Source organism: Desulfoluna spongiiphila (assembly GCF_900101345.1).
GTDB classification, from domain to species: Bacteria; Desulfobacterota; Desulfobacteria; order Desulfobacterales; family Desulfolunaceae; genus Desulfoluna; species Desulfoluna spongiiphila.
This window is the reverse complement of record NZ_FMUX01000036.1, coordinates 1-23709: the sequence shown is the minus strand read 5'-3', so window position 1 is coordinate 23709 and position 23709 is coordinate 1. Positions and strand designations below refer to the sequence as shown.

At 45.7% G+C, this 23709-nt stretch carries 22 protein-coding genes; 6 read left to right on the top strand and 16 right to left on the bottom strand.

The features are described from left to right. The 16 genes from BLQ12_RS26150 to BLQ12_RS26075 form a co-directional block, all read right to left on the bottom strand. The coding region (locus BLQ12_RS26150) for a glycosyltransferase (RefSeq protein WP_139164125.1) at nt 1-873 on the bottom strand (873 nt) is incomplete at its 3' end. Beyond that, nucleotides 866-1777: a glycosyltransferase family protein gene (locus tag BLQ12_RS26145; protein WP_092215837.1), complete on the bottom strand. Its 912-nt coding sequence runs from the start codon at nt 1775-1777 to the stop codon at nt 866-868. The genes BLQ12_RS26150 and BLQ12_RS26145, both read right to left, overlap by 8 nt. A gap of 246 nt (nt 1778-2023) precedes the next feature. Beyond that, entirely contained in the window at nt 2024-2788 is a 765-nt protein-coding gene (locus tag BLQ12_RS26140) for a class I SAM-dependent methyltransferase (protein WP_217640413.1), read from the bottom strand. A gap of 126 nt (nt 2789-2914) precedes the next feature. Then, nucleotides 2915-3979 carry a glycosyltransferase family 2 protein gene (locus BLQ12_RS26135; protein WP_175470076.1) on the bottom strand — a complete coding sequence of 355 codons (1065 nt, stop codon included), beginning with the start codon at nt 3977-3979 and terminating at the stop codon, nt 2915-2917. 115 nt (nt 3980-4094) lie between these two features. Next, complete coding sequence (locus BLQ12_RS26130) at nt 4095-5252, bottom strand: glycosyltransferase (RefSeq protein ID WP_092215833.1); 1158 nt, start codon at nt 5250-5252, stop codon at nt 4095-4097. After that, on the bottom strand, nt 5249-7021 hold the full coding sequence (locus tag BLQ12_RS26125) for an asparagine synthase-related protein (protein ID WP_092215831.1): 1773 nt from the start codon (nt 7019-7021) through the stop codon (nt 5249-5251). The genes BLQ12_RS26130 and BLQ12_RS26125 overlap by 4 nt, the downstream gene beginning before the upstream one ends. 1 nt (nt 7022) lies before the next feature. Beyond that, complete coding sequence (locus tag BLQ12_RS26120; RefSeq protein ID WP_092215829.1) at nt 7023-8462, bottom strand: MOP flippase family protein; 1440 nt, start codon at nt 8460-8462, stop codon at nt 7023-7025. Nucleotides 8463-8667: 205 nt separating this feature from the next. Continuing rightward, the gene (locus BLQ12_RS26115) at nt 8668-9510 is read right to left on the bottom strand and encodes a class I SAM-dependent methyltransferase (protein ID WP_092215827.1); all 843 of its coding nucleotides are present in this window, start codon (nt 9508-9510) and stop codon (nt 8668-8670) included. Then, nucleotides 9473-10177: a class I SAM-dependent methyltransferase gene (locus tag BLQ12_RS26110; protein ID WP_092215825.1), complete on the bottom strand. Its 705-nt coding sequence runs from the start codon at nt 10175-10177 to the stop codon at nt 9473-9475. Before BLQ12_RS26110 ends, BLQ12_RS26115 begins: the two co-directional genes overlap by 38 nt. Before the next feature lie 37 nt (nt 10178-10214). Further along, nucleotides 10215-10763: a formyltransferase family protein gene (locus tag BLQ12_RS28450; protein ID WP_367888804.1), complete on the bottom strand. Its 549-nt coding sequence runs from the start codon at nt 10761-10763 to the stop codon at nt 10215-10217. A 145-nt stretch (nt 10764-10908) separates the two neighbouring features. Continuing rightward, nucleotides 10909-11916: a lipid II:glycine glycyltransferase FemX gene (locus BLQ12_RS26100; RefSeq protein WP_092215821.1), complete on the bottom strand. Its 1008-nt coding sequence runs from the start codon at nt 11914-11916 to the stop codon at nt 10909-10911. Next, nucleotides 11913-13085, bottom strand: coding sequence for a DegT/DnrJ/EryC1/StrS family aminotransferase (locus tag BLQ12_RS26095; RefSeq protein ID WP_092215819.1), 1173 nt, complete (start codon nt 13083-13085; stop codon nt 11913-11915). Before BLQ12_RS26095 ends, BLQ12_RS26100 begins: the two co-directional genes overlap by 4 nt. Nucleotides 13086-13090: 5 nt before the next feature. Then, on the bottom strand, nt 13091-14059 hold the full coding sequence (locus tag BLQ12_RS26090) for a GDP-L-fucose synthase family protein (protein ID WP_092215817.1): 969 nt from the start codon (nt 14057-14059) through the stop codon (nt 13091-13093). Continuing rightward, on the bottom strand, nt 14052-15137 hold the full coding sequence (gene gmd / locus BLQ12_RS26085) for a GDP-mannose 4,6-dehydratase (RefSeq protein ID WP_092215815.1): 1086 nt from the start codon (nt 15135-15137) through the stop codon (nt 14052-14054). Before gmd ends, BLQ12_RS26090 begins: the two co-directional genes overlap by 8 nt. Nucleotides 15138-15271: 134 nt before the next feature. Further along, nucleotides 15272-15832 carry a winged helix-turn-helix domain-containing protein gene (locus BLQ12_RS26080; protein ID WP_092215813.1) on the bottom strand — a complete coding sequence of 187 codons (561 nt, stop codon included), beginning with the start codon at nt 15830-15832 and terminating at the stop codon, nt 15272-15274. A gap of 204 nt (nt 15833-16036) precedes the next feature. Continuing rightward, entirely contained in the window at nt 16037-16216 is a 180-nt protein-coding gene (locus BLQ12_RS26075; RefSeq protein ID WP_092215810.1) for a hypothetical protein, read from the bottom strand. Nucleotides 16217-16586: 370 nt separating this feature from the next. On the opposite strand from BLQ12_RS26075, the gene coaBC reads away from it, so the two are divergent. The 6 genes from coaBC to argF all read left to right on the top strand — a co-directional run bounded on the left by coaBC (nt 16587) and on the right by argF (nt 23678). Continuing rightward, nucleotides 16587-17792 carry a bifunctional phosphopantothenoylcysteine decarboxylase/phosphopantothenate--cysteine ligase CoaBC gene (gene coaBC / locus BLQ12_RS26070; RefSeq protein ID WP_092215806.1) on the top strand — a complete coding sequence of 402 codons (1206 nt, stop codon included), beginning with the start codon at nt 16587-16589 and terminating at the stop codon, nt 17790-17792. 751 nt (nt 17793-18543) lie between these two features. Continuing rightward, nucleotides 18544-19125, top strand: a complete 582-nt coding sequence (locus BLQ12_RS27615; protein WP_175470075.1) for a uracil-DNA glycosylase — start codon at nt 18544-18546, stop codon at nt 19123-19125. Nucleotides 19126-19278: 153 nt separating this feature from the next. Continuing rightward, nucleotides 19279-20241: a tyrosine recombinase XerC gene (locus tag BLQ12_RS26060; RefSeq protein ID WP_092215802.1), complete on the top strand. Its 963-nt coding sequence runs from the start codon at nt 19279-19281 to the stop codon at nt 20239-20241. Between the two features lie 139 nt (nt 20242-20380). After that, nucleotides 20381-21253, top strand: coding sequence for an acetylglutamate kinase (gene argB, locus BLQ12_RS26055; RefSeq protein ID WP_092215841.1), 873 nt, complete (start codon nt 20381-20383; stop codon nt 21251-21253). After that, nucleotides 21250-22440, top strand: a complete 1191-nt coding sequence (locus BLQ12_RS26050) for an acetylornithine transaminase (RefSeq protein WP_092215800.1) — start codon at nt 21250-21252, stop codon at nt 22438-22440. Before argB ends, BLQ12_RS26050 begins: the two co-directional genes overlap by 4 nt. Before the next feature lie 323 nt (nt 22441-22763). Then, nucleotides 22764-23678 carry an ornithine carbamoyltransferase gene (gene argF / locus BLQ12_RS26045; RefSeq protein ID WP_092215840.1) on the top strand — a complete coding sequence of 305 codons (915 nt, stop codon included), beginning with the start codon at nt 22764-22766 and terminating at the stop codon, nt 23676-23678. Nucleotides 23679-23709 lie beyond the last annotated feature (31 nt).

Below are 23709 nucleotides of genomic sequence, written 5' to 3'. Positions count from 1 at the left end.
GATTGGGGCCGGGCCTTTAGGGCGAGGTCCCAAAATGATAAGTGCATTTTTTTGGGGTGACAGGTTTTTATTTTGAATGAGCGCTTGATTTAAGAGATCAAACCCCTTTCTTTTATCAGATGTTGAATCAAATGCTACGAACAGGATTAATTTTTTTGAATCAGGCAAATTAAGTATGGAGCGCGCTAATTTTTTACGTACAGGTTTATATACCGACGTGTTGATACCGTTTGGAATTACCTCGATACGTTTATTTTTGAAAAGAGAGCTTTCTCTGGCACAGCAGGCCATCCATTGACTCGGAGTCACAACCGTTAAATTCAAATTATCAAAAGCTTTTGACTTTCTGTGCCACGTCCATCGTGAAAGGTCTCGTTCAGATTTACTGTTGAGTTGCTCGCACTTTCCACATTTGGATTTGTATTTTGTGCACGCCCCCGAATAGTGACAACCCCCAGTAAACGGCCACATGTCATGCAGAGTCCATACAATAGGACGGTTATAGTGCTTCAACTCATTGATTGGGATGAATGCATTGCAGGTCCAGTGGAGGTGAACAATGTCGTACGAGGATAAGTACCTGGCAGATTGATCGAATACTCGAGGGACCCAGCATAACGAAAAAAAAGTATCTTTTTTTTGTGGGTAAAAGTGAAGGGGTATCGAATCTATGGAAGGGCGAATTAAATTGACTAATTTTTTCGGATTTGATGCTTCACTAATGGTGTATCTGTCTTTACTGTGTTGGTATTGTACGTAATAATTTGAATTTGTGTGTATTCCTCTTAATCCAGAGTGCAACCGAAAAGCAGCCCTGGCAGCTCCGCCTTTAATGTCAGTCGTATTGACTATAACGATCTTCAACTTATCCATTTGTCATAATTTTTTTTATTAACTGTTTCAATTGGGATATCAATCCAGGACTGTATACGTTTGTAAAACGTTTAATCAGTTGTTTGTTTATTTTTAAATTATGAGTTAATAAAATGCTCTTCGGCGCTATACAAATGTTGTTAGAGAATTTGGTCGTGTGTCCGCAATGAATACCGCTTCCATCAAACCCTATATTATCTATATATGATATGAGAGGGTAGATGCATAAGCTATTGTATTTATGATGGGTATAGCTCCATCTGATCGACCACGAATCGATTGTACCGTTCATGTGCATTGATAGCATATGTGTTAAGTCATTCCCACCACGATTAAATAATTTTTGCTCTTTTTTATTGTGTAAAAACTGGTTATAATCTTTTACAGACCAATCAGCTTTCTCCCATCTGTTCTCCCATGTACCCCACCCCCACGAAGAGCTCCTGTAGTTCAAATATACCTCTTCGGTGCAGGATTTTGGAATTGGCATGATGTCAGGGGGTAAATTGTAACCAGATATAGAAAAAATATTTTTGTTGCCTTGGTAAAAATTAAGCGCATTATTCATATACGTTAAGAAAAATGGAGATGTGATCAAGTCATCTTCAAGCACAATTATCTTACCATGTCGATTGATGATATGAGTTACTCCATCAATTATGGAATCAGCAAGTCCCCAGTTGTTTTCGCGTTCAATAATTGTTATTGATTTAAAATTACTTATCGTCTGTAGGTATTTACGAATATGCATTACGTTTTTTTGATCTTGTTGATTTTTTGGACCATCAGAGACTACAAAAAGATCACTCTGTTCTGACAGTTCATTTTTTTGTAACGCTTCGATTGTTTGTTGTGTATGCCATGGACGATTATAAACAAATAGAGCGATGGGTGATAATTTCATATTAGTCGTGTATTATGGCCTTTATATGCCGTAATGTATCATAGAATAATATTGTATTCGACATTTTATCGTCGACAACAGCCTGAATATAAATCATTCACAGCATTCGGGGTTCGCACTATTTTTCTCTGCTCTGGATGTCAAAGCTTTGATCGATTGCTTAGTTTATGAATAGTGTTGTAGCAATTCTAATAGCGGGGGATAGTAGGGATTATTGATCTCGTTGCACTGCCGAATTTGAATTGTTTATGCATAACATACAGGAACAATATCGATATGCTTTTCACCCTTCATTCTGGGTCTTAATGGGCATTTAGTTGTAGGCCATTGGGTTCGATTCTCATAGATGAACAATTGGTATTCCGCTGGAAATGAGTTAGAATTAAACTTTTCGACTTTAGTAAACAAAGAGTCAAACCTGTCAAAGTAATCCAATCCGGGCGCCCGCACATGGTATGTTTCATTAGGGTTAGGCTTCGGATATTCTATAGTTTTAACCGATACAATTGGTACGGGGAGAATTGCAATTCCATTCGGCTTGAGAATTCTTCGGATTTCAGAGATGGCCTTTCTGTCATTTGAAATATGTTCCAATACATGAGATGCAAAGATAAAGTCGTAAGATTCACTTTTAAAAGGAAGTTCTTGCAGGTCAACACGGTGATCCACATCTTGCATTGAGATATCAGCCGTTTCGTATTGGCCAAATCGTTTGGAAAAGAAATCCCTGAAAAAAGATTCAGGGGCAAAATGAAGCATCTTTGATGATGAAGTATCTACATTATTCAGTATTTTGTTGACAACCAAGTATTGAATACGGTGCCTTTCCAATGCATTGCATTGCGGGCACTTCGCGTGTTTACGTGTGCCAGTCGGAGGGGCAACATCCTCAAACGGGCCTTTGTAGTTGCATACGGCACACCTGAACCTTTCTTTGTTTAAATGGCATAGGAAAAAAATATAGCTTTTAACTTTAGCACTTGAAATGCGAAGGTTGTATTTTAATTTCAAGGCAATCTCCCAAATATTCAAAATTCTAAAAAGTGTTTTAAGGATATTCAAGCATGGAGAAATTATAAATCATGAATGGATTTGTTAAATCTTCATGGTGTGAATTCTGGGGTATATGTTCTTCTTTTACGCTTGGTGCTCAGGGAAACCTCGCTTTTTGTTTGGGGGTGTTTTAGCAAGGTGTCCGCTCAATGTATACCACTTCAGTTTGCTTGTCTTGGTGATTAGATAATCTATCATGAACTTAAAGATAAATTTGTTTATGATTAGGTCTGGTTGGTTGATCACTCGTTTTAAAAAAAAGAAGCCAGGATTCAATGAACGGAACAATAATGATTTAGTTTTTGACGTTTTTTTTGAGATAGTCCAGGCATCAAATAGGAAAAGTTCATTTTTCCACATTTTGTATTCAATTTGCTCAATTATAGTATGGGGTAGTTTTTTTGTTTTAGTCCATTCATGAAAGGCCTTGAATAATTTAAACCTTGTCGAAAAGTCCATATTTGATATTTTTGTAATTCGATTATCGTAATGAACTCTCCTTACTGCAATTGGGGCGTCATTTTGGGTTTTGACAAGTTTTCCCATCAAAGCCATTTTAAGCCACATATCCGTGTCCTGATGCAGGGATAGGTTTTCATTAAAGGCTTCTGTTTTTTTTAATAATGATTTTTTTACAGTTATTGCATTGGTGTGAAATGCACCATTGGCTCCGAATAGAAGGGTATGGAATAGTTTGTCAGGTAGAATTGGTTTGCTGATATAGGTGACCCTTGGCTTCTTTGCGCACTGCCAATTGGCCGCCAATTGTTTATCGGTAAATGTGGTACCGGTTGCACCATAGACGCCATCAATTTCCTTGTTATTTTTAAATATTTTTATTGTTTCAGTGAATCTGTTATCTAAATAGAAATCATCGGCATCCAAAAATGCTATGTACGGTGCTTTTGCGACTCGAATTCCAAGATTTCTGCTGGCGGATGCGCCTCTGTTTGATCCATTTGCATGCCTGAATAATTGAACGTTTTTATATCTGTTGTTGAGTTCTATGCATTTATTTAAGGATTCATCAGGAGAACCATCTTCCACAAGAATAATTTCTATGGTTTCAGGTTGCATTAATGCAGAGCGAACTGCCTCTTCGATGTATGAAGCCGCATTGTAGACAGGTATGATAACAGATACCAACATCAAGTCCATCCATGGTCAATATATAAATATTGAGGATATCAATTTAATTAAAGATGCTATTTGAAATAGTTCCGTGCCTGATGATTTAGACGGATATTATGATTTATCAAAGTTACTATTTTAGTAAGCTTTTATAATGTTGAGCAAGCCGGTGGCTTTGATGTATTGTGTCAAATTCTTTTTCGATATGATTGCGTCCCTTAAAAATCATGGGTTCCCAACTTTCCCTGTTTTCACTTAGCCACTTGAGCCTATTTGATAATTCGGTGATATCGTTTTCAGGAACGAGCCAGTTCTCATTCCCATATTTTACAACACCTGGAATATCGCAATGGGAGGTGCTAACGACAAGCATTCCTGTCGCCATCATTTCTATGATTGTCACCGGAGCGCCTCCTTCAGTGTCTCCATCATTCGCAGTAATGCTTGGTGACAAAAAAATATGATGGTTGTAGGACTCTTTCATGAGAGTATCGTATCGTTTAAAGCCAAGAAGTTTAACCCGTGAAGAGAGCCTGTTACGTTTTATTGAATGTATGATTCTTCTTTTTTCTTGTTTACTGTGTTCCTCTTCAGTTGCATCACCAATGATTGTTATTTTTTCTATTGAATTGTTTTCTTTTTGAAATTGCCCCAGGGCCTCAATTGCAGAAGGGATTCCTTTTTTTTCTCTAAATGAGGCTGCAATTAGAATTCTTAATTGTTCTTTTGGCATACAACTTCGCGGTCTAAACGGAATTGAGCCTGTGTTTACGCCTAAGTGGTTGACCTTTATTTTGGATTCAGGGCATCCTAATTTTATAATGCATCTGGCCATATGCTCTCCTTCACAAAGAACAAGGTCAGTATTTTTAAAAAGAGATTTGTAACGTTTTAACCATTTTTTATTTTGTTTTGGAAGGCGTTTAACATCATATCCATAAAAAGTGACAACATGCCGGGCAGATATCCATCGTATCAATAACGAATCATACCAGCCAATATGGCCAAAATGAGAATGTATGATATCTGCCTTAAACCGTCGAAAATTAAAATACAGCCAAAAGAGTCGAATGAAAGAGCTCACTTTGAATTTTTGAATGCTTGAAAGAAATTTGAGGACGGGTGTTTTTGAAATCTGGTGAATATTGTCTATATAAAATTGATCATAGTTTAAAGTTTTTTCACAAACAATATGTGTATTTATGTCACCAGGCAGATTCTTGACCTGATTGTATATCCATGTTTGAGTTTGTGGAAGCCAATGTGTTGTGCTTTGAATTACTTTGATCATTCTCTGAACCTGTTATTGAAGATCTGCTGTAGCCATATCTCAAAAGTGAGAGCTTGGCATAACTCATTGTGACGGTCTGTATTCGCATTCATGTGATCCTGAAGGTAGCCAAGTATCTTTTTTGGGTCTATGTACTCAGGGTAGATAGCATTTTTGCTATTGAGTAGTTCACGTAAGAAAGATCGCGCAGAATCTTCTCGAAGCCATGTAGGATAATCAGTATAATTTTTGATATTTCGTTCTTTGTGATTGAAAGGATATGCTAGGCGTTTTAGTTGTTTGATAATCCTGTTTTTCAAGTTCACTATCTTAACGCGCTGCTTACTATAACTTATTGGACATCCGGTTGCCTGCCAGGGAATTGTCTTGAAATAATCAGGGAATGTTCTCATTAGCATTTTATTGTATATATTACTATTGTATCTATGCTTATCTGGTATCGAATATATGAATTCAACAATATTATTATCAAAAAAGGGGATTCTATTTTCAATGTTTTTTGAAAGTATTATGAGTCCGCTGTTAGTAAATCTTCTTACCCTGTTATTTACAAAGTATGGGTCTGTTTTGTTAATTCGATACCAATTGTTAAATTCAAAGCTGTCTTTTCTACAATTTGTTTTATTTCTAACTATATCGTGTGTGATTTTAGTTTCAAAACTATTTGGGTTTAAATAAGACCCGCCACAAACTAAATCACCTGCAAATCCATTTAAACTAAAATCCATATATGAATTATATTTGTCACAAAATTTACTGCCATGCATATGTAGCAGGCTAATAGAACCATCAGAGCGCCAAATTCCATTTATTCTGTGGTCTATCCAATCTCTCGAATTTAAGTCTAAAACATGATGGTAAGCCCCTTTGATCGTTGAGATCTTTTTTGCAATGATTATGTCATCACAGTTTTTTTTCCCAAAAGTAAGCGCATGTAATGGCGTATGAATTTCTGGTATAGCGGCCAATAATGCTCGCGAATCAAGTCCACCGCTTAATGAAATTCCAATTCTTTCATTTTTAGTCGCGCGATGTTCTACTGATTGTTTAAATAGACGGCCTAATTCTTCAGCAATTTGAACTTCGTCAATAGGCTCCTTTACAAATTGAATATCACTCCAAGACCAATAGTTTTTAATTGTTACTTGCGATTTGTCTATGTCAAATGCAATTACAGTAGAAGGAGGAACCAACTCAATAGATTCAAACCATGTTCGGTTTTCCAATTGATGACCGAAATCAAAAAACTCTTCTACGGCTATTTTGTCGATTACACATTTGAAATCTCTATGGCCTAAAAAGCCTTTAAGTTCAGAAGACCATACTAAATTTTTCTTTATTAAGCCCCAATAGAATGGTTTGAACCCATACCTATCCGTAATAAGATATACAAATTTATTCTGATTGTCGTACAGAACAGCCGTGTAATAGCCATCTATATCTTTCAAAAAATCAAATGATTTTGTCATGTTGTAAATATTTAAGAAAAGTTCATTATCTGTTGCAGATATGACTTTATATTTAGCCTTTAATTCTTCCTGGTTATAGAATTCTCCTTCTATCCATATTGAATATCTATTTCCCATATGATGCGGTGCACTGGTTTTGTTTATGATTCCCAAATGAGTTTGTGACGCATTAACAATGCCATCTGAGTAAAGTTCTGAATCTATATACCAATCAAAATATTTTAATAAATTTCTCATGTGTGAAAGCATGCTGGTGTCATGCTTTTTTGATCGATCTGTAAATCCAACTAATCCCGGCATATCAATAATTCCTGACGATGGCTATAAATTCCATGGTTCTTTTTTTATCTGCAAAATAATAGGCGGTTATGTATGTAGCCACGCCGATAATTACTGTTGTCCCAAAAAGAACCGGTGCGTTCCAACTGTGAATTCCCGTTTTTAGTGTATACGCAACTGCGATCATCACCAATGTACAGAAAAACGGGGTTTCAATAGCTCGAAGGTAGCTGCTAAGCCTCAGGCTGATCAGTTTATTGGCAAGAGGATGGAGAAAGGATAACAATATGAACTGCGCAACAAGTATGGCTACAGCAACACTGGTGATCCCCCATTGGGATCCGATCAACACGGCCGTACTTACTATTGTTATCGCAATAAGATTGAAAAAGAATCCAAGGTTAGCTTTCCCTTTTGCAAGAATAATTGATCCTATGGGATTGCCCAGAGATTTGAGGGCTCCTACTATGCAAAGGATCTCAAGGAGTATTATGGAAGGCTCCCATTGATCCCCGATACACACGCTGATAAATTCAGGTGCGACCAGAATCATTCCGGCCATCATGGGGAATGACACTGTTGATATTAAATTTACGATGCTGCAATAGCCCTTCTGGAGTCCGGAATTGTCGCCTTGGATCTTCGAAAATATAGGAAATGCCACTCTTGTAATCACAGGGTTAATTTTAATCAGTGGGAATATTGCTAACTGGTACGCCAATGTATAATATCCCAAGGCCGTGGGCCCCATTCTGTGGCCGATGATCAGATAATCCACATTTGCTGAGAGATAATTAATAGCCCTCTCCCCCATTTGGTAAAATCCGAATCGCAGGTATCCATTCAAGTCACTTCTTCTAAAATGAAATCGGGGCCGCCAGTATCTCCTGCCAAAAAGTGAAAGAAACAAGACTCTCGTTAAAGTGCGTATTATCTGTCCCCAGATAAGCGCATATACGCCATAGCCATTATATGCTAGCGTGATACAGACAATAGAGTTAACGGCTGAGCAAGCAATATCGATTTTTGCCAGTCGGTCAAACTGCAGCTCTTTCTGAATGAGAACCTGAAACTGTTGCCCCAGAGGAGTGAGCAGAAAAATTAAAGCAGTAAGGTAGACCATCCGGTCCAAGCCTGGCTCCTTATAAAACGCCTCTGCAAGTGGTGCTGATATACAGACAATAGCAAAAATCGTCACTCCGGCCAGGATATTCAGCCAGTAAAGGCTGGAGAGCTGGTCCTCTGTGGTATCCTGGTGGTGGATGATTGCATTGGATAGTCCCATATCTGTAAAAGCCTGAGCAAAGCCAATAACAACCATTACCATACCCATCAGTCCGAAGTCAGATGGAGAAATAATTCTGGACAGGACTGCGAGTGTTAGGAATTGAAGACAGGTTAACACTATCATCGAAATCCCATTCCATTTAAGGCCTGATACTGCTTTTTTTTTGAGACTCATAACTTTACTAACGCTATAGGTATATGATCATAACCTGTTTATGGGTACCCTTTTGAGAGACCCTTTAATATAAATAATAATTAGATGTGTAGCCAAAAGGTGTTTATGTGTCAAATCTACAATTGCCACCTAAGTAGGGCGGCGAGGCTATTTGGCAGGTTGTTTATGTAAACCCAAGTTAAAGTGCTATACCTGCGAGATCGATCTACTCAATATCTAAAATAAATATAAATATGTTAGTTGAAAATTCCCGTTTGAACATGTATTTAAAATAGAGTTGAAAGTTATAAAAATAAAAAATAACATCACTAAGTATAGATAATTTAAACTTGATCAACTTATCATTTATATGATGCTTTTCTATATCAATAACCTTGACTTTTTTATGGTGTCCCAGGGCTGCCTCATTAACCCATCTCTCAATTTTTGGTTTTGTTACGTAATTAATGGAATATAGTCCATCCACAGGGCGGTGCATCAGTTTTAAATAATGTTTTGCTAGTAGCTGAGGAAACAGTGGAAGCCAAGGGAGCAGATAATGACCCTCATACGTAGACCTGTAATCAGGGCATTGTATGTGTATTCCACCACCGGGTCGGGTAACTCGAATCATTTCTGAAATGCATTTTGCCGGATCTTGTACATGCTCCAATGTTTGATAAGACGTTACACAGTCAAAAAAATTATTCTTATAGGGGAGTTTTTCTCCGACACACGTACTAAATCGTTTTTGCCATTCGGCTGGATATTCATACTCTTTTGCTTTCAATTTATTAAACTGGTGTTTCCACTTCTCGGGTTCAACACCATGCATATCATAGCCATTAAGTAACCCATAATAGACACAGGTGCCGCAGCCAGATGCCATGTCCAAGATTTTTGATGCACCTGTGAGAAATTTTTTTATTGTATCAAAACGATGCTCCGAATTACCCTTGTCATTCATCCATGCATCGGCAACACTATCGATAACATCTGGATCACGAATTCCAAATAAATCAAAATTTTCATCAGAGAGTTTGGCTATTAGATAATCTTTCGCTTTCATATTTCCTCACAATTATCATATACATCCATGTCCATTGCTCAGATTTGTCTAATTTGTCGAGGAGGTAACTGATGCCCTGTATCACTATCCCGATACACGGGATTACAGGGATGTACCTTAATGGCCCACGATTCAGTCGATATATGTTATAGACGAACAGTTGACCAAAAGTGACCCAGAATCCAGAGAGAGCCTTGATCTGTATGAGTTCAAACCCTGCCTTTTTAAACAGGTACTTCAGGCCATATTTTGAGTATCGGTAAAAATCACGTGGCTCTTCGTGGAGGTGCCAAATAAACGGTACGCTGTAAATCGCATGTCCTCCAGGTTTTAGGACCCTGTGGCACTCCCGCAAGGCCTGTTCAGGCTCTTCGAGGTGTTCCAAGACTGCTGTGCAGATTGCATTGTCGAATGATGAGTTATCTACCGGGATTTCATAGGCAGTACCTAATAAATCGATATGGGACTTGTCATGTATTGTCCCATAATGATCGACACCGGTATGTTTTTCAATATAGGGTGCTAATAGTTCTTGATAGGGTTTGCCGCCACAACCTATATCAATCAGGTGACCGCAAAGATACTTATCTGCAAAATGAAGTATTTCTTTTTGGACTATCCATTGAACAAGAAAATTTTTTGCAGACGCATTAATAATTCCGAACATATCTTGTCCTCTACGGTAATACGATTTAGTGCTTTATTTATTGTTTACTCTGCCTTTGGAAAGAATAGTATTCAACTCTGTTGTGGTAGTAGTTAAAGGCGTTTATAGTCCTTGGGTTCAAGGGGGTCCCCTTGCAAAGATGATCTAAATACATTAACAATACCTTTGAAGCACTACGCGCAATCTTTAGGTCAAGTTTAGAGGGATCTTTTATAGAATTTATTTCTACAATGTCTTGGTAGATTATTGTGCCACAATCTATTGTCTCTGATACTTCATGCAAAGAAAAACCTGTAAATTTTTCTACATTTTTAATACACCAATATGATGGTATCGGCCCTCTATATAGTGGCAATAGTGATGGGTGAAAGTTAACCAGGGCTTTGAAATGATTGATCGCATTTTTTTTAAAAATCTGGTTAAATCCAGTGATAATTCCATAATCATCGGGTTTGATTTTTTTTAGGAAAGAATTAGAGTTTATATCTTCAATATATAACGTTTTAATTCTATTTATTTTAAAATACGAATTGTTTAGTGATTGATGTTTCAGCTTCCACTTTATCTTATTGATATAATATAACATAAAGTGGATTTTTGACTTTGGGGGTTTCTTTTTGTATTTTATAGAGTAAACTATGCAAGTCTCTATATCGTTTAATAATGCATAGCGGGTGAATTCCTTTAAAAAAAAGCTACCGTAGCCAGTATTACAAAATAAATAGACCATTTTATAATCGCTTACGTTTTTTATTCTTTCTGGCAATTACAAGGCGCATTATACTACTGTTTAGCGTTATCACAGCGCACGGTCTTTCCTGGGTTCCAAAACTCTTTTTAAACGCCTGTACACCTTGGTGACCTCCGCTTGGGTTGAAATCAAACCATGAATATCCTTCCTTGCATGCATCGTTTATCGCTTCATACATCAAGAGATTAACCGGCCTGAATTTAAAGTAAGTTGACAGAGCTGCGCCATGCCAATACACAACTTGCTTTTTTCCGTAAAAGCAAAGAGCACCAGCAATTATTTCATTATCATGCTCAGCAAGCCATAGCTTAACGTTGGGAGATGACAATTTACAAATGGTATCAAACAGCGTCCATTTGTAATTCGAAGAAGCTTTTTTGCCCCATCTTTCAATTGAAGCTTCATAAATTTTGAAGTACTGGAGCCAGTCGTGACGGGAGTCAGCCACTCTAATGCTGACACCCTCTTTACGCGCTTTACGAGCTTTACGAGTCGTAGATCGGTGACCCTTTGTCCAATTTTTGACTATTTTATCAAATCCACAAGCTATATTAAGAACCTGCGTCGAATCGAATTTTACATCAACATTTTGAAAAGAACATTGTTGCACAATGTCGTCATATGGATTAATTCGCCATGTGAAGCCATTAAAAGGATTGGTTGATTTTGTAAAATAGTCAGTTATAAGTTGTCCGTGTTCTAAGCTTAGGATATCTGTTGAAATCCAACCGCCAAATGTCCCAGCTGGTGACAACATCAGTGACTTCCTGAATCCTAATGCTTTTTTATAAGTAACTGGTACGATAGCTTTTTTTTTATCTGAGAACTCAATGAGTTTTGCTTCTGTTTTAATTGTCCTGCTATCATACTTCTGCCAAATCTCGGCCCACTCCCGCGAATGGAAATAAGTTGTATAGTCACATTTATGCCAGGTAGAATCCCACTCTTTTGAAGTGGCCTCACGAATTTTATCTATTGAAATGCTCATTTAAGTACTATTTTCCTTGCCGCTACTATTACATCTTCGATATCTTTATCTGATAATTTGGCTGAAAGCGGTAGGCTTACGGTTTTGCGTCCAATTTTCATGGCATGGGGGTAATCTTCAGGGATCCATCCAAAGGTTTTCTGATAATACGGATGTTCAGGTATGCTCAGGTAGTGGACGCCGGTGCCGATATTCCGATCGTTCATTGCTGATAGAAAGGCATCACGCGAGATCCCTGTTTGTTTTTCGTCTATAAGTACTGGGTAGAGGTGATATGCATGGCGGGTATCAGCGTCTGCCTGGGCTGGTAGTGTGATTGGTAGTTCGTTGAATGCGCGGTTATATAAATTCCATATTTCTTTGCGACGTTTCCAGTAACTCTCGATACGTTTTAATTGATGAATTCCGATGGCGGCTTGAAGGTCCATCATGTTGTACTTAAAACCCGGCTCAGTGACCATGTAATGCTTGTATCCTTCATCGGAGAAACGGCTCCATGCATCACTGCTCATCCCGTGTAGTGCAAGTATTTTAAGGCGGTCGGCATACTCCTTTTCATTCGTCAGTATCATTCCGCCTTCTCCGGTAACAAGGTTCTTGGTCACGTAAAAGCTGAAACAACTCAGGTCACCGAAGGTCCCGATTTTTTTCCCATGGTACTCGGCCTCAATGGCATGAGCACAGTCCTCTATTAAAACGAGTTCATTTTCACGGGCGATGCGGCAGAGGGCGTTCATGTTGCAAGGTCGGCCGGCAAAATGCACAGGGATGATAGCCTTTGTCCGATGGTTAATCTTTTTTTCAACCTCTGCAGGGTCTATATTCATTGTGTCAGGGTCTACATCGGCGAGGACTGGGGTCCCACCTGCGTGGATGATGGCATTGACCGTCGCACAGAAAGTGAGTGGCGTGGTGATGACCTCATCGCCTGGTTTTAGTCCCGCTACCAGTATTGAAAGGTGCAGTGCTGCAGTACATGAGTTTACTGCAACAGCATGGGCCGTGTGTTTATACGATTTGAATTCCTCTTCAAAACGAGCAACCTTGGGGCCTGTTCCAAGCCAGGCTGATTGCATGCATGAAACAACCTCATCGATTTCAGGCTGCTCAATGCATGGGGCACCGAATACAAGAAAATTATCCCGGCTATCAGAGAGCTGTCTGCTCATCGTGTTCACCCTTTGATCGTCTGAACATACGTGTTGTTAGGGGGTGTTGTGTACCATTTGTAAGTAGCTTGAATTCCATTTTTAAGTGATGTTTTGTGACGCCATCCCATTGTTTTAAGACGCTCTACGTCAAGAAGTTTCCTTGTGGTGCCATCGGGTTTAGATTCGTCATAGCTAATTTTGCCTGTATAGCCAACAGTATCTCGTATCGTTTCTGCAAGCTCTTTGATGCTTATGTCGATACCGGTTCCTATATTGAAGAGTACTTTCTTGTCATTTGTTATTATAGTGTGTTTCATCAGAAAGTAAGAGGCATCGGCCATGTCATCCACGTGTAAAAATTCTCGTTTAGGATTTCCTGTCCCCCAGATGATGACTGAATCATAATTGGCTTCTTTTGCTTCGTGAAATTTTCTGATTAAGGCTGGGACTACGTGGGCTGTTTCAAGGTCAAAATTGTCATTGGGGCCATAAAGGTTGGTGGGCATGACAGGAATAAAATGGGTTCCGTATTGCCTGTTGTAGGCCCAACACATCTCAATACCAGCGATTTTGGCCACAGCGTAGGCAGAGTTTGTTGGTTCAAAGGGCCCCGTCATCAGGTACTCTTCTTTGATGGGTTGGGGCGCCATTTTCGGGTAGATACAAGAGGAACCAAGGAACAGAAGTTTTTTCACGCCGTGGACGTAGCTCGAATGAATGACATTGGTTTGGATCATCAGGTTCTGGTGGATGAATTCGGCCGGGTAGGTCTGGTTGGCCAGGATACCCCCCACTTTTGCCGCAGCAAGAAAGACAAACTCCGGTTTTTCGATTGAAAAAAAATGGGTGACCGCCTTTGGGTCTGTGAGGTCCAATTCCGAGTGGGTGCGCGTGATGAGGTGCGTGTACCCCTCGGTCTTAAGTCTGCGGACAATGGCGGAGCCGACGAGGCCGCGGTGTCCTGCTACATAGATGCGTGCATTTTTATTCATGTCTCTCTGCTATTTCAAAGCCGTTGTTTTTGCACAGAAGGTCCTTCTTTGCCCCTTCAAAATCCTGAGTGACCATTTCGGTGACAAGGTCTTCGAATGTTTTTTCCGGCTCCCAACCGAGTTTGGATTTTGCTTTGGATGGATCTCCCAGTAGGGAATCCACCTCCGTTGGCCTGAAATAGGTCGGATCCACGGCAATAATTGTTTTCCCGGTGGCTTTATCCCTTCCAGTTTCATTCACCCCCTTGCCATTCCACATGAGTTCAAGGTCAAGGGACTTTGCCGCAATCTCAACGAATTCCCTGACGGAATGTTGTTTTCCCGATGCGATTACATAATCTTCAGGTTGGTCCTGCTGGAGCATCAGCCATTGCATTTTTACATAATCTTCGGCATGGCCCCAATCCCGCTTGGCGTTCAGGTTACCCAGATACAGCCTCTCCTGGAGGCCCAATTTGATGCGAGATAACGCTCGGGTTATTTTTCGCGTGACAAATGTCTCTCCACGAAGAGGAGACTCGTGGTTGAACAAGATGCCGTTGCACGCATAGATTCCGTATGCCTCACGATAATTCACCGTGATCCAGTAAGCGTAGAGTTTGGCTACGCCATAGGGACTGCGAGGATAAAAGGGCGTTTTTTCGGTTTGAGGTGTCTCTTGAACTTTGCCGAACAGCTCTGAGGTGGAGGCTTGATAAAACCGGGTTTTTTTCTCTAACCCAAGAAGGCGTATACCCTCCAGCAGGCGAAGGGTTCCCAGTGCATCGGCATCCGCTGTATACTCTGGAGAGTCGAATGAGACCGCCACATGGCTTTGGGCTGCGAGGTTGTAGATTTCATCAGGCTGAACCTGTTGGATGATACGTATGAGGTTGGTGGAATCCGTGAGGTCCCCGTAATGCAGGATGAATCGCCTGTTTTCAGTATGAGGGTCTTGGTAGAGATGATCTATTCGATCAGTGTTGAACAGGGAACTGCGTCTTTTGATGCCGTGGACTTCGTATCCCCTTTTAAGCAGGAATTCTGCAAGGTAGGATCCATCCTGTCCCGTAATACCGGTGAGAAGTGCCTTTTTCATGGTTGATCATATCCGAAGAATGGGGTTGGCTTTTTTAAGTTTTTTTTGGAGGGGGGATTTGTGCAGCACAGCTCCGCCCCCTCGGTTACACCCAGCACTTTAAAAATACAGATAGTAGGCAACTTAATCGGAATCTAATGCGGGGTGCTTGAATTTGTTTCTTCCCACACCATAACCATGGGCCGCTTTTCAAGGTTTTCCTGGAAATTGTCAAACTCTTCCCGGCTCAGCACCAATGACCGGATTTTCCGGTTGATATACCTCTCTGTTTTTCTACTCAAATCATTCAAATGGTATGGATCGATATTGCCCACAAGGACAAGGTCGATAATTCCTGTATCCTTTCCTTCCGCATAATCATCGATGAGATAGGCCGCTTCGAGGTCGCCCAGGCGCGTGACAACGCTGTCAATGATCTGGTCGACACCGATGGCCTTTCGGACCATGGAGCGGAGTTCGGGGAAGAGGGGGTGGTTGCGGTTGGCAGCGTAGTGGATCTGGCGGCCATTTTTGGATGAGGTGAGCAGGTCTGCCTGGCTGAGTTGGTTGAGCTCTTCGCGGACGGCGTTGGTGGAGACGCCAAACTCGGAGGCCAGTTCACGCAGATATGAGTGGGTGTCCGGGTTGAAAAAGAGCCGGACAAGGAGCTTGATGCGTGTTTTGGATCCGATGATTCCGGAAAGAATGTTGCCCATGGCGATACCTTTAATGAGTAGTATAATTGAACGTAAGCCATAAATGAACTTATTGTCAATCCTTTAATTGTCATTCCGGGATGTGCATTCGGGCGGTTGAAACTTGATTGTCGGAGTGTTGGGAAAAAAGGACAGGCGAGTGAGGAGGGTGGGGTTTAAAACTCTTTCGTCGGCGAACTGCCTTATCTATTGATGATTTTGAAATTAGGTCGGACCCTCGACATAGATGCGTCGGTGCTGCGACGCGGGGCCGGAGACCGCAAGGGCCGGTTTATCGGTGAATCGTTCGATTTCCCGCGTCCACTGCTCTTTTAAGGAGGCCAGGGTGATGGTCTGGAGGGTCTTGCTGCAGCCCATCTCGTTTTCGATGAGGGCGGCGGGCATATGGAGAGCAAAGCGGTCCCCCTCTATCTGGTGGGGGCAAAGTCGGGCGTTGATACATGAGAGATCGGGCAGGATTTCCGCATCATGACGGGTTGTAGCACGGAGTTCGTCTTGAGAACGTACCTTCTTGTGTCCGCATGGGCTGAACGTGGCGGAAGGTTTTTGGGTCCGCGACGTTTTTCTGGATGGCGGCCGGGGGATCCTGCATGAAATCGACTCCAAATACCTGTGTGGTGATTTTTCAGGTTTTCTGAACCCTGCTTCGTGATACAACCGGGTTGTGGTTATCGCCTTATCCATATACAGTGGGGTCCATCGTAAATCAATAAGAGAGCCATACAATGCGGCGCGGAGAGAGAGGAGATAAGTCATGGCTGTGCTTGAGAAAAAGAACGTACTGGTTTGTGTGACGGCGGGGATTGCTGCCTACAAGGCGGTGGAGGTGGTTCGGCTGCTCCAGAAAGAGGGGGCCGATGTCTGGGTCGCCATGACACGGGGGGCCAAAGAGTTTGTGGGGGAGATGACCTTTGCGGCGATTTCAGGCCATCCTGTTCTGTCGGACCTGTTTGATGAGGGCAAGGGGGCTTCTATTGGCCATATTGAATTGGCTGAGAGGGCCGATGTGGTGGTGGTGGCACCTGCCACAGCCGATGTCATCGGGAAACTGGCCCACGGCATTGCCGATGACGCGGTGACAACGACCATGCTTGCCGTGACGGCACCCCGATTGATCTGTCCGGCCATGAACACCCACATGTACGAAAACCGGGCTGTTCAAAGAAATATTGATATCCTCGAAGGGGATGGGTACCTCCTTGTGGAGCCGGGCGTAGGTGAGATGGCCTGCGGTACCACAGGCCCCGGACGCCTGGCAGAGCCCTCCACCATTGTGGATCGCGTGAAAGCGGCTATGTACCCCAAGGACCTTGCGGGCAAAAAGATTTTGGTTTCAGCCGGGCCCACCCGGGAGGCCATCGACCCTGTTCGCTATATCTCCAACCGCTCTTCAGGGAAGATGGGCTATGAGATCGCTAGGGCAGCGGAGTATCGCGGTGCCGAGGTGACCCTTGTCTCCGGGCCGGTGAGTCTTGCTTCGCCCCTTGGGGTGGATCGGGTCTCCGTCACCTCCGTGGGGGAAATGGCCGAAACGATTTTTTCCCGCATGAACCAGATCGACGCCGTGATCAAGGTGGCTGCTGTGGCGGACTACAAGCCCCGCACCCGGGCCGAGCACAAGATCAAGAAAAAGAGCGACGACATGACCCTTGAGCTCGACAAGAACATCGATATCTTAAAAGAGCTCGGGAAACGCAAGACCCGGCAGGTGCTCGTCGGCTTTGCCGCCGAGACCCAGTCGTTGTCCGAAAATGCCCGAAAAAAGATCGAAGCCAAGAACCTGGACATGATCGTGGGCAACCTCGTGGGGGATCCGGCCTCCGGGTTTGGTACCGATACCAACATCGTCACCTTTTTTCACCCCGACGGCCGGAAAGAGCCCTTTGAGTCCATGGGCAAAGATGTCGTGGCCCATGAGCTCCTCGACAGGGTCTCTGGGTTGCTCAAGTCTCGCGGGTAGGGCTGAGAGAAAAATTAAAAGCATGCCTCCGGCGGCGAGGTGTGCCACCTCGAAAGCATATTACCATTACATTTTGCCCTTCGTTCCTCAGGGTAAAATGTAATGGTATTCCCCGCGGGCTACGCCAGCAACCATTTGGGCGCCGGCAGCGAGGGTGGCGGCACCCTCTATATCGAAAAACACCTCAAAAGCAGGTTGCGAATGAGCCTTTTCCCCTCGTTCTTTGGGGAAAGCTCATTCGCCTTTGATTTAGATTGACCTGAATCTGATTTTTGACCTGTTTGTTAAGCTTTTTAGAAGTTTAGCCCCTGGCAGGGCCGCCGGAGGCTGTTTTGGGGCCGAATAGTTACCCTGATCACAACATATATTTACTGAACAGCCAGGACAGAAAAGCGCAATGATGGAAAACAATCCCGGGACATATCAGCACAGAGCCCCCCTTGACGAGATCAAAGCCTCCCTTGTTTATCTGAAGAGCCTTGGGCTCAAAGGGGTGGAGTGTACGGACGAGGCGGGCAAGTTGCTGGGGACCATTGGCCGTACAGCACCTCAGCCAGGCGGGCGAGGCACTGCGCCGGGTCCCGCCGGCCGACAGCAGCCCCCCAAGGCAAACTCCCAGGAACCGCAAGGTCGCCAGGGTGCGGCGCCAGCCGCCCCTGGCACCACGCAAACCGTTTCCGGGCCTTCTCCGTCAGCCGCAACTCCTGTGGGGCCAAAAGAGCCTGCTCAGCCCACAAATTCAGGGCCCGTGATGCGACGGACTGCTGCAGAGCCTGTGGTAGACACCCTGGAATCCATCCGGCGGGACATGGGGGAGTGCACCCGATGCGGCCTGTTCAGGGGACGGACCCAGATTGTGTTCGGTACCGGTAACCCCCGGGCCAGGGTGATGTTCATCGGCGATATGCCCCTTGCCGATGAGGACCGTGAAGGGGTGCCCTTCCTTGGGGCTTCGGGCGAGCTGTTGAATAAAATGATCGGAGCCATGGGGCTTTCCAGGGGCGATGTTTACCTCTCCAACCTGCTCAAGTGCTGTCCTGCGCCGGGACAGGGACGCCCGGACACGAGTTTTTGTCTCTCCTTTCTGGAAAGGCAGATTGCGGTGGTCCGGCCCGATGTAATTTGTGCCCTGGGTGCCGTTGCCGCCCAGGCCCTGCTTGGGATCACCTCAGGGGTTGCCGAGATCAGGGGGCAGTTCCAGAACTACAGAGGCATTCGGCTGATGCCCACCTTTCATCCCTCCTTTCTGCTTCGACACCCGGAGCGAAAGCGCCAGGCCTGGCAGGATCTTCAGCAGGTGATGGCGGTGTTGAAAGCAGGGGGTAGGGTATAGGTCATAGGAAAAACAGGTCATAGGTAATATCGGTGACATGGCTTTCAGAAGGCCGTGACTTATTTTTGTTTTCGGTTGACCCATGTGTCGTGTTTGGTTAAATGCCCCTTAGCCCTTAGCCCTTAGCCCTTAGCCCTTAGCAAAGCAAATGCAATGACAAATCAGGAACCCTCACATACCAATACGGGCACATCCCTTCACCACCATATCCTTGATTTTCTGGAGTACCTGTTGGCGCAAAAAGGGTACTCCCCCCATACCGTGCGGGCCTACCGGACCGATCTCAAGGGGTTTTACGGCTTTTTTGCGGAGTTTTCGGACTGCGCGGACGATTCTATGCAGAGAAATACCCGCCTGAGCCCGGATGCTGTTGACGTCATCTGTATAAGGGGGTACCTTAACAGGCTGCATAAAGAGGGGCTTTCAAAGCGTTCTGTTGCGCGGCGGCTCTCCTCCCTCCGATCGCTGTTCAAATTTTTGAAAAAGAGGGGCGTTGTAGAAACCAGTCCCCTGGACACCATCCGAACGCCGAAGCTGGACAAGACACTTCCAGCCTATCTGACGGTGGATGACATGTTTCGTCTGCTCGATACCATGGATGACGGGACCCTCCTTGCCAGGCGGAATATTGCCATGTTTGAGCTGTTGTACTCAAGCGGGCTCCGTGTGTCCGAACTTTCAGGGCTTGACTGCTCCCATATTGGTTTTGGGGTAAACAGCGTTCGCGTGCTCGGTAAAGGCAACAAGGAGCGCGTTGTGCCGGTGGGGGAGCGGGCCTTGCGTGCCATTCGGTATTATCGGGAAACCCTCGAAGGCGAAAAAAAGATATCTGCCGGCAAGGGCCCGTTGTTTTTGAACAAGAACCTCGGCCGACTCTCCACGCGATCCGTGGCCCGGACCCTGGAGAAGACAGCGAAAGAGAGTGGTCTCACCGTGCCGGTCTCTCCCCATGCCCTGCGCCACTCCTTTGCCACCCACATGCTCGACGGGGGGGCGGATTTGCGGGGCGTCCAGGAGATGTTGGGCCATGTGAGCCTGTCCACCACGCAGAAATACACCCATGTGTCCATTGAGCGGTTGACCCAGGCCTATGACAAGGCCCACCCAAGAAAGTGACATGGGGCTGGCGTGGCGACGTGTACTTGAAATATGTATTTGAGACCTGTTTATTGAACTTTTCAAAAGTTTAGCCCCCGGCAGGGCTGTCGGAGGCATTTTTTGTGGTTTTAGCTTAATTGTGGAGATGAAAACGATGATGGAGAAGAGTGTCGCAGATATTCTCATTGAATCTCTGCCCTACATACGGAAGTTTGCCGGCAAGACCATTGTGGTGAAATACGGCGGCCATGCCATGGTGGATGAGCAGCTCAAGGAAGACTTTGCCCGGGACATAACCCTGATGAAGTACATCGGGTTGAACCCGGTGGTGGTTCATGGCGGCGGGCCCCAGATCAACCTGGTACTGGACAAGATGGGCATCGACTCCACTTTTGTCCGGGGCATGCGCATGACCGACGACGAAACCATGGACGTGGTGGAGATGGTTCTGGGCGGCAAGGTGAACAAGTCCATCGTGGCCCAGGTGAACCGGGAAGGCGGTCGGGCCGTGGGGCTCAGCGGTAAGGACGGCGGCCTCATCGCGGCGGAAAAGCTGAAAATCGTCAGCGAGGAGGAGGGCAAGCCCCCTGAGATCATCGACGCCGGGCATGTGGGGAAGGTGACCCGCGTGAATCCCGAGATCATCGACACCCTCACCGCCCAGGGCTTTATTCCGGTCATCGCGCCGGTGGGCGTCGGGGATACCGGCGAGACCTACAACATCAATGCCGATTTGGTGGCCTCGGAGGTGGCGGCAGCCCTCAAGGCGACCCGTTTGCTTCTTCTCACGGACGTGGATGGTGTCCTTGACAAGGAAAAGGCGCTGGTCTCCACCATCGAGGCGGACAGTGTGCCCGGCCTGATTCAGGACGGCACCGTCACCGGGGGCATGATCCCCAAAATTGAATACGCCCTGGCAGCCTTGAGGCAGGGTGTTGAAAAAACGCATATCATCAACGGGAAGCGAAGGCATTCGCTGATTCTTGAACTCTTTACCGATCAAGGGATCGGGACGGAAGTGGTACTATGAATGAATGGATAGCTCGTGAAGCAGAGGTGGTGGCACAGACCTACGGTCGCTGCCCTGTGGTATTTGTCAAAGGCGAAGGAACAACCCTTACAGACGATGCGGGAAAGATTTACACGGATTTTCTCGCAGGGATCGCCGTCTGCAACCTGGGCCATGCCCACCCCAAAGTGGCCGAGGCCCTGGCGGAGCAGGCAAAGATCCTGTGCCACGTCTCCAACTTGTTCTATACGCGGCCCCAGGTGGAACTGGCCGAGTGGCTCACCGAGCGGTGCTTTGCCGATCGGGTGTTCCTGTGCAACAGCGGTGCCGAAGCCAACGAAGCAGCCATCAAGCTTGCCCGGAAATACTTTCATGACAAGGGGGAGTCGCGGCATCGCATCCTCTCCATGGCCCGTTCCTTTCACGGCCGCACCATGGCCACCCTGTCCGCCACGGGCCAGGATAAGGTCAAGGAGGGATTTACGCCGCTTCTACCAGGGTTTGAATACGTTGCCTTTAACGACATGGCCGCCCTTGAAGAGGCCATGGACGAGACGGTCTGCGCCGTTCTGGTGGAGCCCATCCAGGGCGAGGGGGGCGTGTGCGTGCCTGATGACGGCTACCTGGAAGCGGTACGAGCCCTGTGTGATCGCAGCGGCGCCCTGTTGATTTTTGATGAAATCCAGACGGGCATGGGCCGAACGGGCAAGCTTTTCGCCTATCAGCACACCTCTGTCACGCCGGACATCATGACCCTGGCCAAGGCCCTGGGCAACGGCCTTCCCATCGGTGCCATGCTGGCCACCGATAAGGTGATGGCTTCCTTTTCCAAGGGTGCCCACGGGTCCACCTTTGGCGGGACGCCCCTGGTGTCCGCGGCTGCCCTTGCCGTGGTGCGGGCCTTTGACGAGGAGAAGGTGGTGGAGAAAGCCGCCGACACCGGCGCCTATTTCAAGGCGAGTCTTGAAGCACTCAAGGCAAAGCACGCCCTTGCCAAGGACGTTCGAGGACAGGGGTTGCTTCTTGGGCTGGAGATCGATGGCGACGGCGCTACCGTGGTCGAAAAAGCCCTTGCAAAAGGGCAGGTGATCAATGCGGTCCAGGGCAAGACCCTGCGTTTTGTCCCGCCCCTGATTATCACGCGGCCTGAGATCGATACTCTCATGGGCGTGCTGGACGAGATTTTTACCGATATGGGCGCCGCCTGATTGTTTGATACTGTTCAGCTTCTGTAAGCTTGTAAAAAGCCTCCGGCGGCCCTGCCGGGGGCCAAACTTTTGAAAAGTTTGATAAACAGGCTTTGAAGAAGGCTATACTCATTCGAATTCATTCGTATTTCGATTGATTTGAGGCCTCAGCCCCAAAAAAAACGTACACGTCATACGTGAATGCCGCCGCGCTTTACCCCGAGGAACGAGGGATAAAGCGCGGCGGCAACCAGCTTTCAAGGTGGCTCACCGTGCCGCCGGAGGCCAAGCTGAACAGCCATTATTTTTTTCGTGCGTCAAAGGAACCGATCAAGGAGAGAAAGATGAAAAAAGACCTGTTGACCCTCAAGGACCTGACCAAAGAAGAATTTGACGCTCTGTTCGCCCGCGCGCTGGAGCTTAAGAAGAGAAAAAAAGAGGGGATCGTGGATCGCCCCCTGGAAGGGAAAAGCGTGGGGCTCCTGTTCAACAAGCCCTCCACCCGAACCCGAATCTCCTTTGAAACGGCCACCATCCAGCTGGGGGGTGTGTCCATCTTCATGAATGAGAACGACACCCAGATCGGGCGCAGCGAGCCCGTGAAGGACACGGCACGCGTTCTGGCCCGCTACATCGACTGCCTGGTGATCCGCACCTTCTCCCAGGAGCTGGTGGAAGAGTATGCCAGCTACTCCGACGTGCCGGTGGTCAACGCCCTTACCGATATGTACCACCCCTGCCAGATCCTTTCGGATCTCATGACCGTCATCGAGGCCAAAGGCAGCTACGATGCCAAGGTGGCCTGGGTGGGAGACGGCAACAACGTGGCCCACTCCTGGATCTGGGCGGCGTCTACCTTAGGGTTTGAGCTTTCCATTGCCTGCCCCGAAGGCTTTGATCCGGATGGTGCCATCCTCAAGGAGGCCCTTGGCCGCGGCGCCAAAATCACGGTGGTCCGTGACCCGAAAGAGGCCGTGGCAGCTGCCGACATTGTCTACACGGACGTCTGGGCCAGCATGGGCCAGGAAGCCGAGCAGAAGGCCCGGGAAAAATCCTTTGAAGGCTTTATCGTGGACGACGCCCTCATGGCCCTGGCCAAGCCCGATGCCTCTTTCATGCATTGCCTTCCCGCCCACCGCGGCGAAGAGGTCTCAGAATCCGTCATGGAAGGGCCCCAGTCCATTATCTGGGACGAGGCGGAAAACAAGCTCCATATGCACAAAGCCATCCTCGATATGTTGATCAACCAGACGTTGTAAGGGAAAAAGTGTGCCTCCGGCGGCGATGTGT

Bases quoted from the DNA above. Each gene is read 5' to 3' on its own strand.
- BLQ12_RS26145 (WP_092215837.1), bottom strand. From the start codon at position 1,777: ATGAAATTATCACCCATCGCTCTATTTGTTTATAATCGTCCATGGCAT.
- BLQ12_RS26135 (WP_175470076.1), bottom strand. From the start codon at position 3,979: ATGTTGGTATCTGTTATCATACCTGTCTACAATGCGGCTTCATACATC.
- BLQ12_RS26130 (WP_092215833.1), bottom strand. From the start codon at position 5,252: ATGATCAAAGTAATTCAAAGCACAACACATTGGCTTCCACAAACTCAA.
- BLQ12_RS26125 (WP_092215831.1), bottom strand. From the start codon at position 7,021: ATGCCGGGATTAGTTGGATTTACAGATCGATCAAAAAAGCATGACACC.
- BLQ12_RS26120 (WP_092215829.1), bottom strand. From the start codon at position 8,462: ATGAGTCTCAAAAAAAAAGCAGTATCAGGCCTTAAATGGAATGGGATT.
- BLQ12_RS26115 (WP_092215827.1), bottom strand. From the start codon at position 9,510: ATGAAAGCGAAAGATTATCTAATAGCCAAACTCTCTGATGAAAATTTT.
- BLQ12_RS26110 (WP_092215825.1), bottom strand. From the start codon at position 10,177: ATGTTCGGAATTATTAATGCGTCTGCAAAAAATTTTCTTGTTCAATGG.
- BLQ12_RS28450 (WP_367888804.1), bottom strand. From the start codon at position 10,763: ATGTTATATTATATCAATAAGATAAAGTGGAAGCTGAAACATCAATCA.
- BLQ12_RS26100 (WP_092215821.1), bottom strand. From the start codon at position 11,916: ATGAGCATTTCAATAGATAAAATTCGTGAGGCCACTTCAAAAGAGTGG.
- BLQ12_RS26095 (WP_092215819.1), bottom strand. From the start codon at position 13,085: ATGAGCAGACAGCTCTCTGATAGCCGGGATAATTTTCTTGTATTCGGT.
- BLQ12_RS26090 (WP_092215817.1), bottom strand. From the start codon at position 14,059: ATGAATAAAAATGCACGCATCTATGTAGCAGGACACCGCGGCCTCGTC.
- gmd (WP_092215815.1), bottom strand. From the start codon at position 15,137: ATGAAAAAGGCACTTCTCACCGGTATTACGGGACAGGATGGATCCTAC.
- BLQ12_RS26080 (WP_092215813.1), bottom strand. From the start codon at position 15,832: ATGGGCAACATTCTTTCCGGAATCATCGGATCCAAAACACGCATCAAG.
- BLQ12_RS26075 (WP_092215810.1), bottom strand. From the start codon at position 16,216: ATGCCCGCCGCCCTCATCGAAAACGAGATGGGCTGCAGCAAGACCCTC.
- coaBC (WP_092215806.1), top strand. From the start codon at position 16,587: ATGGCTGTGCTTGAGAAAAAGAACGTACTGGTTTGTGTGACGGCGGGG.
- BLQ12_RS27615 (WP_175470075.1), top strand. From the start codon at position 18,544: ATGCGACGGACTGCTGCAGAGCCTGTGGTAGACACCCTGGAATCCATC.
- BLQ12_RS26060 (WP_092215802.1), top strand. From the start codon at position 19,279: ATGACAAATCAGGAACCCTCACATACCAATACGGGCACATCCCTTCAC.
- argB (WP_092215841.1), top strand. From the start codon at position 20,381: ATGGAGAAGAGTGTCGCAGATATTCTCATTGAATCTCTGCCCTACATA.
- BLQ12_RS26050 (WP_092215800.1), top strand. From the start codon at position 21,250: ATGAATGAATGGATAGCTCGTGAAGCAGAGGTGGTGGCACAGACCTAC.
- argF (WP_092215840.1), top strand. From the start codon at position 22,764: ATGAAAAAAGACCTGTTGACCCTCAAGGACCTGACCAAAGAAGAATTT.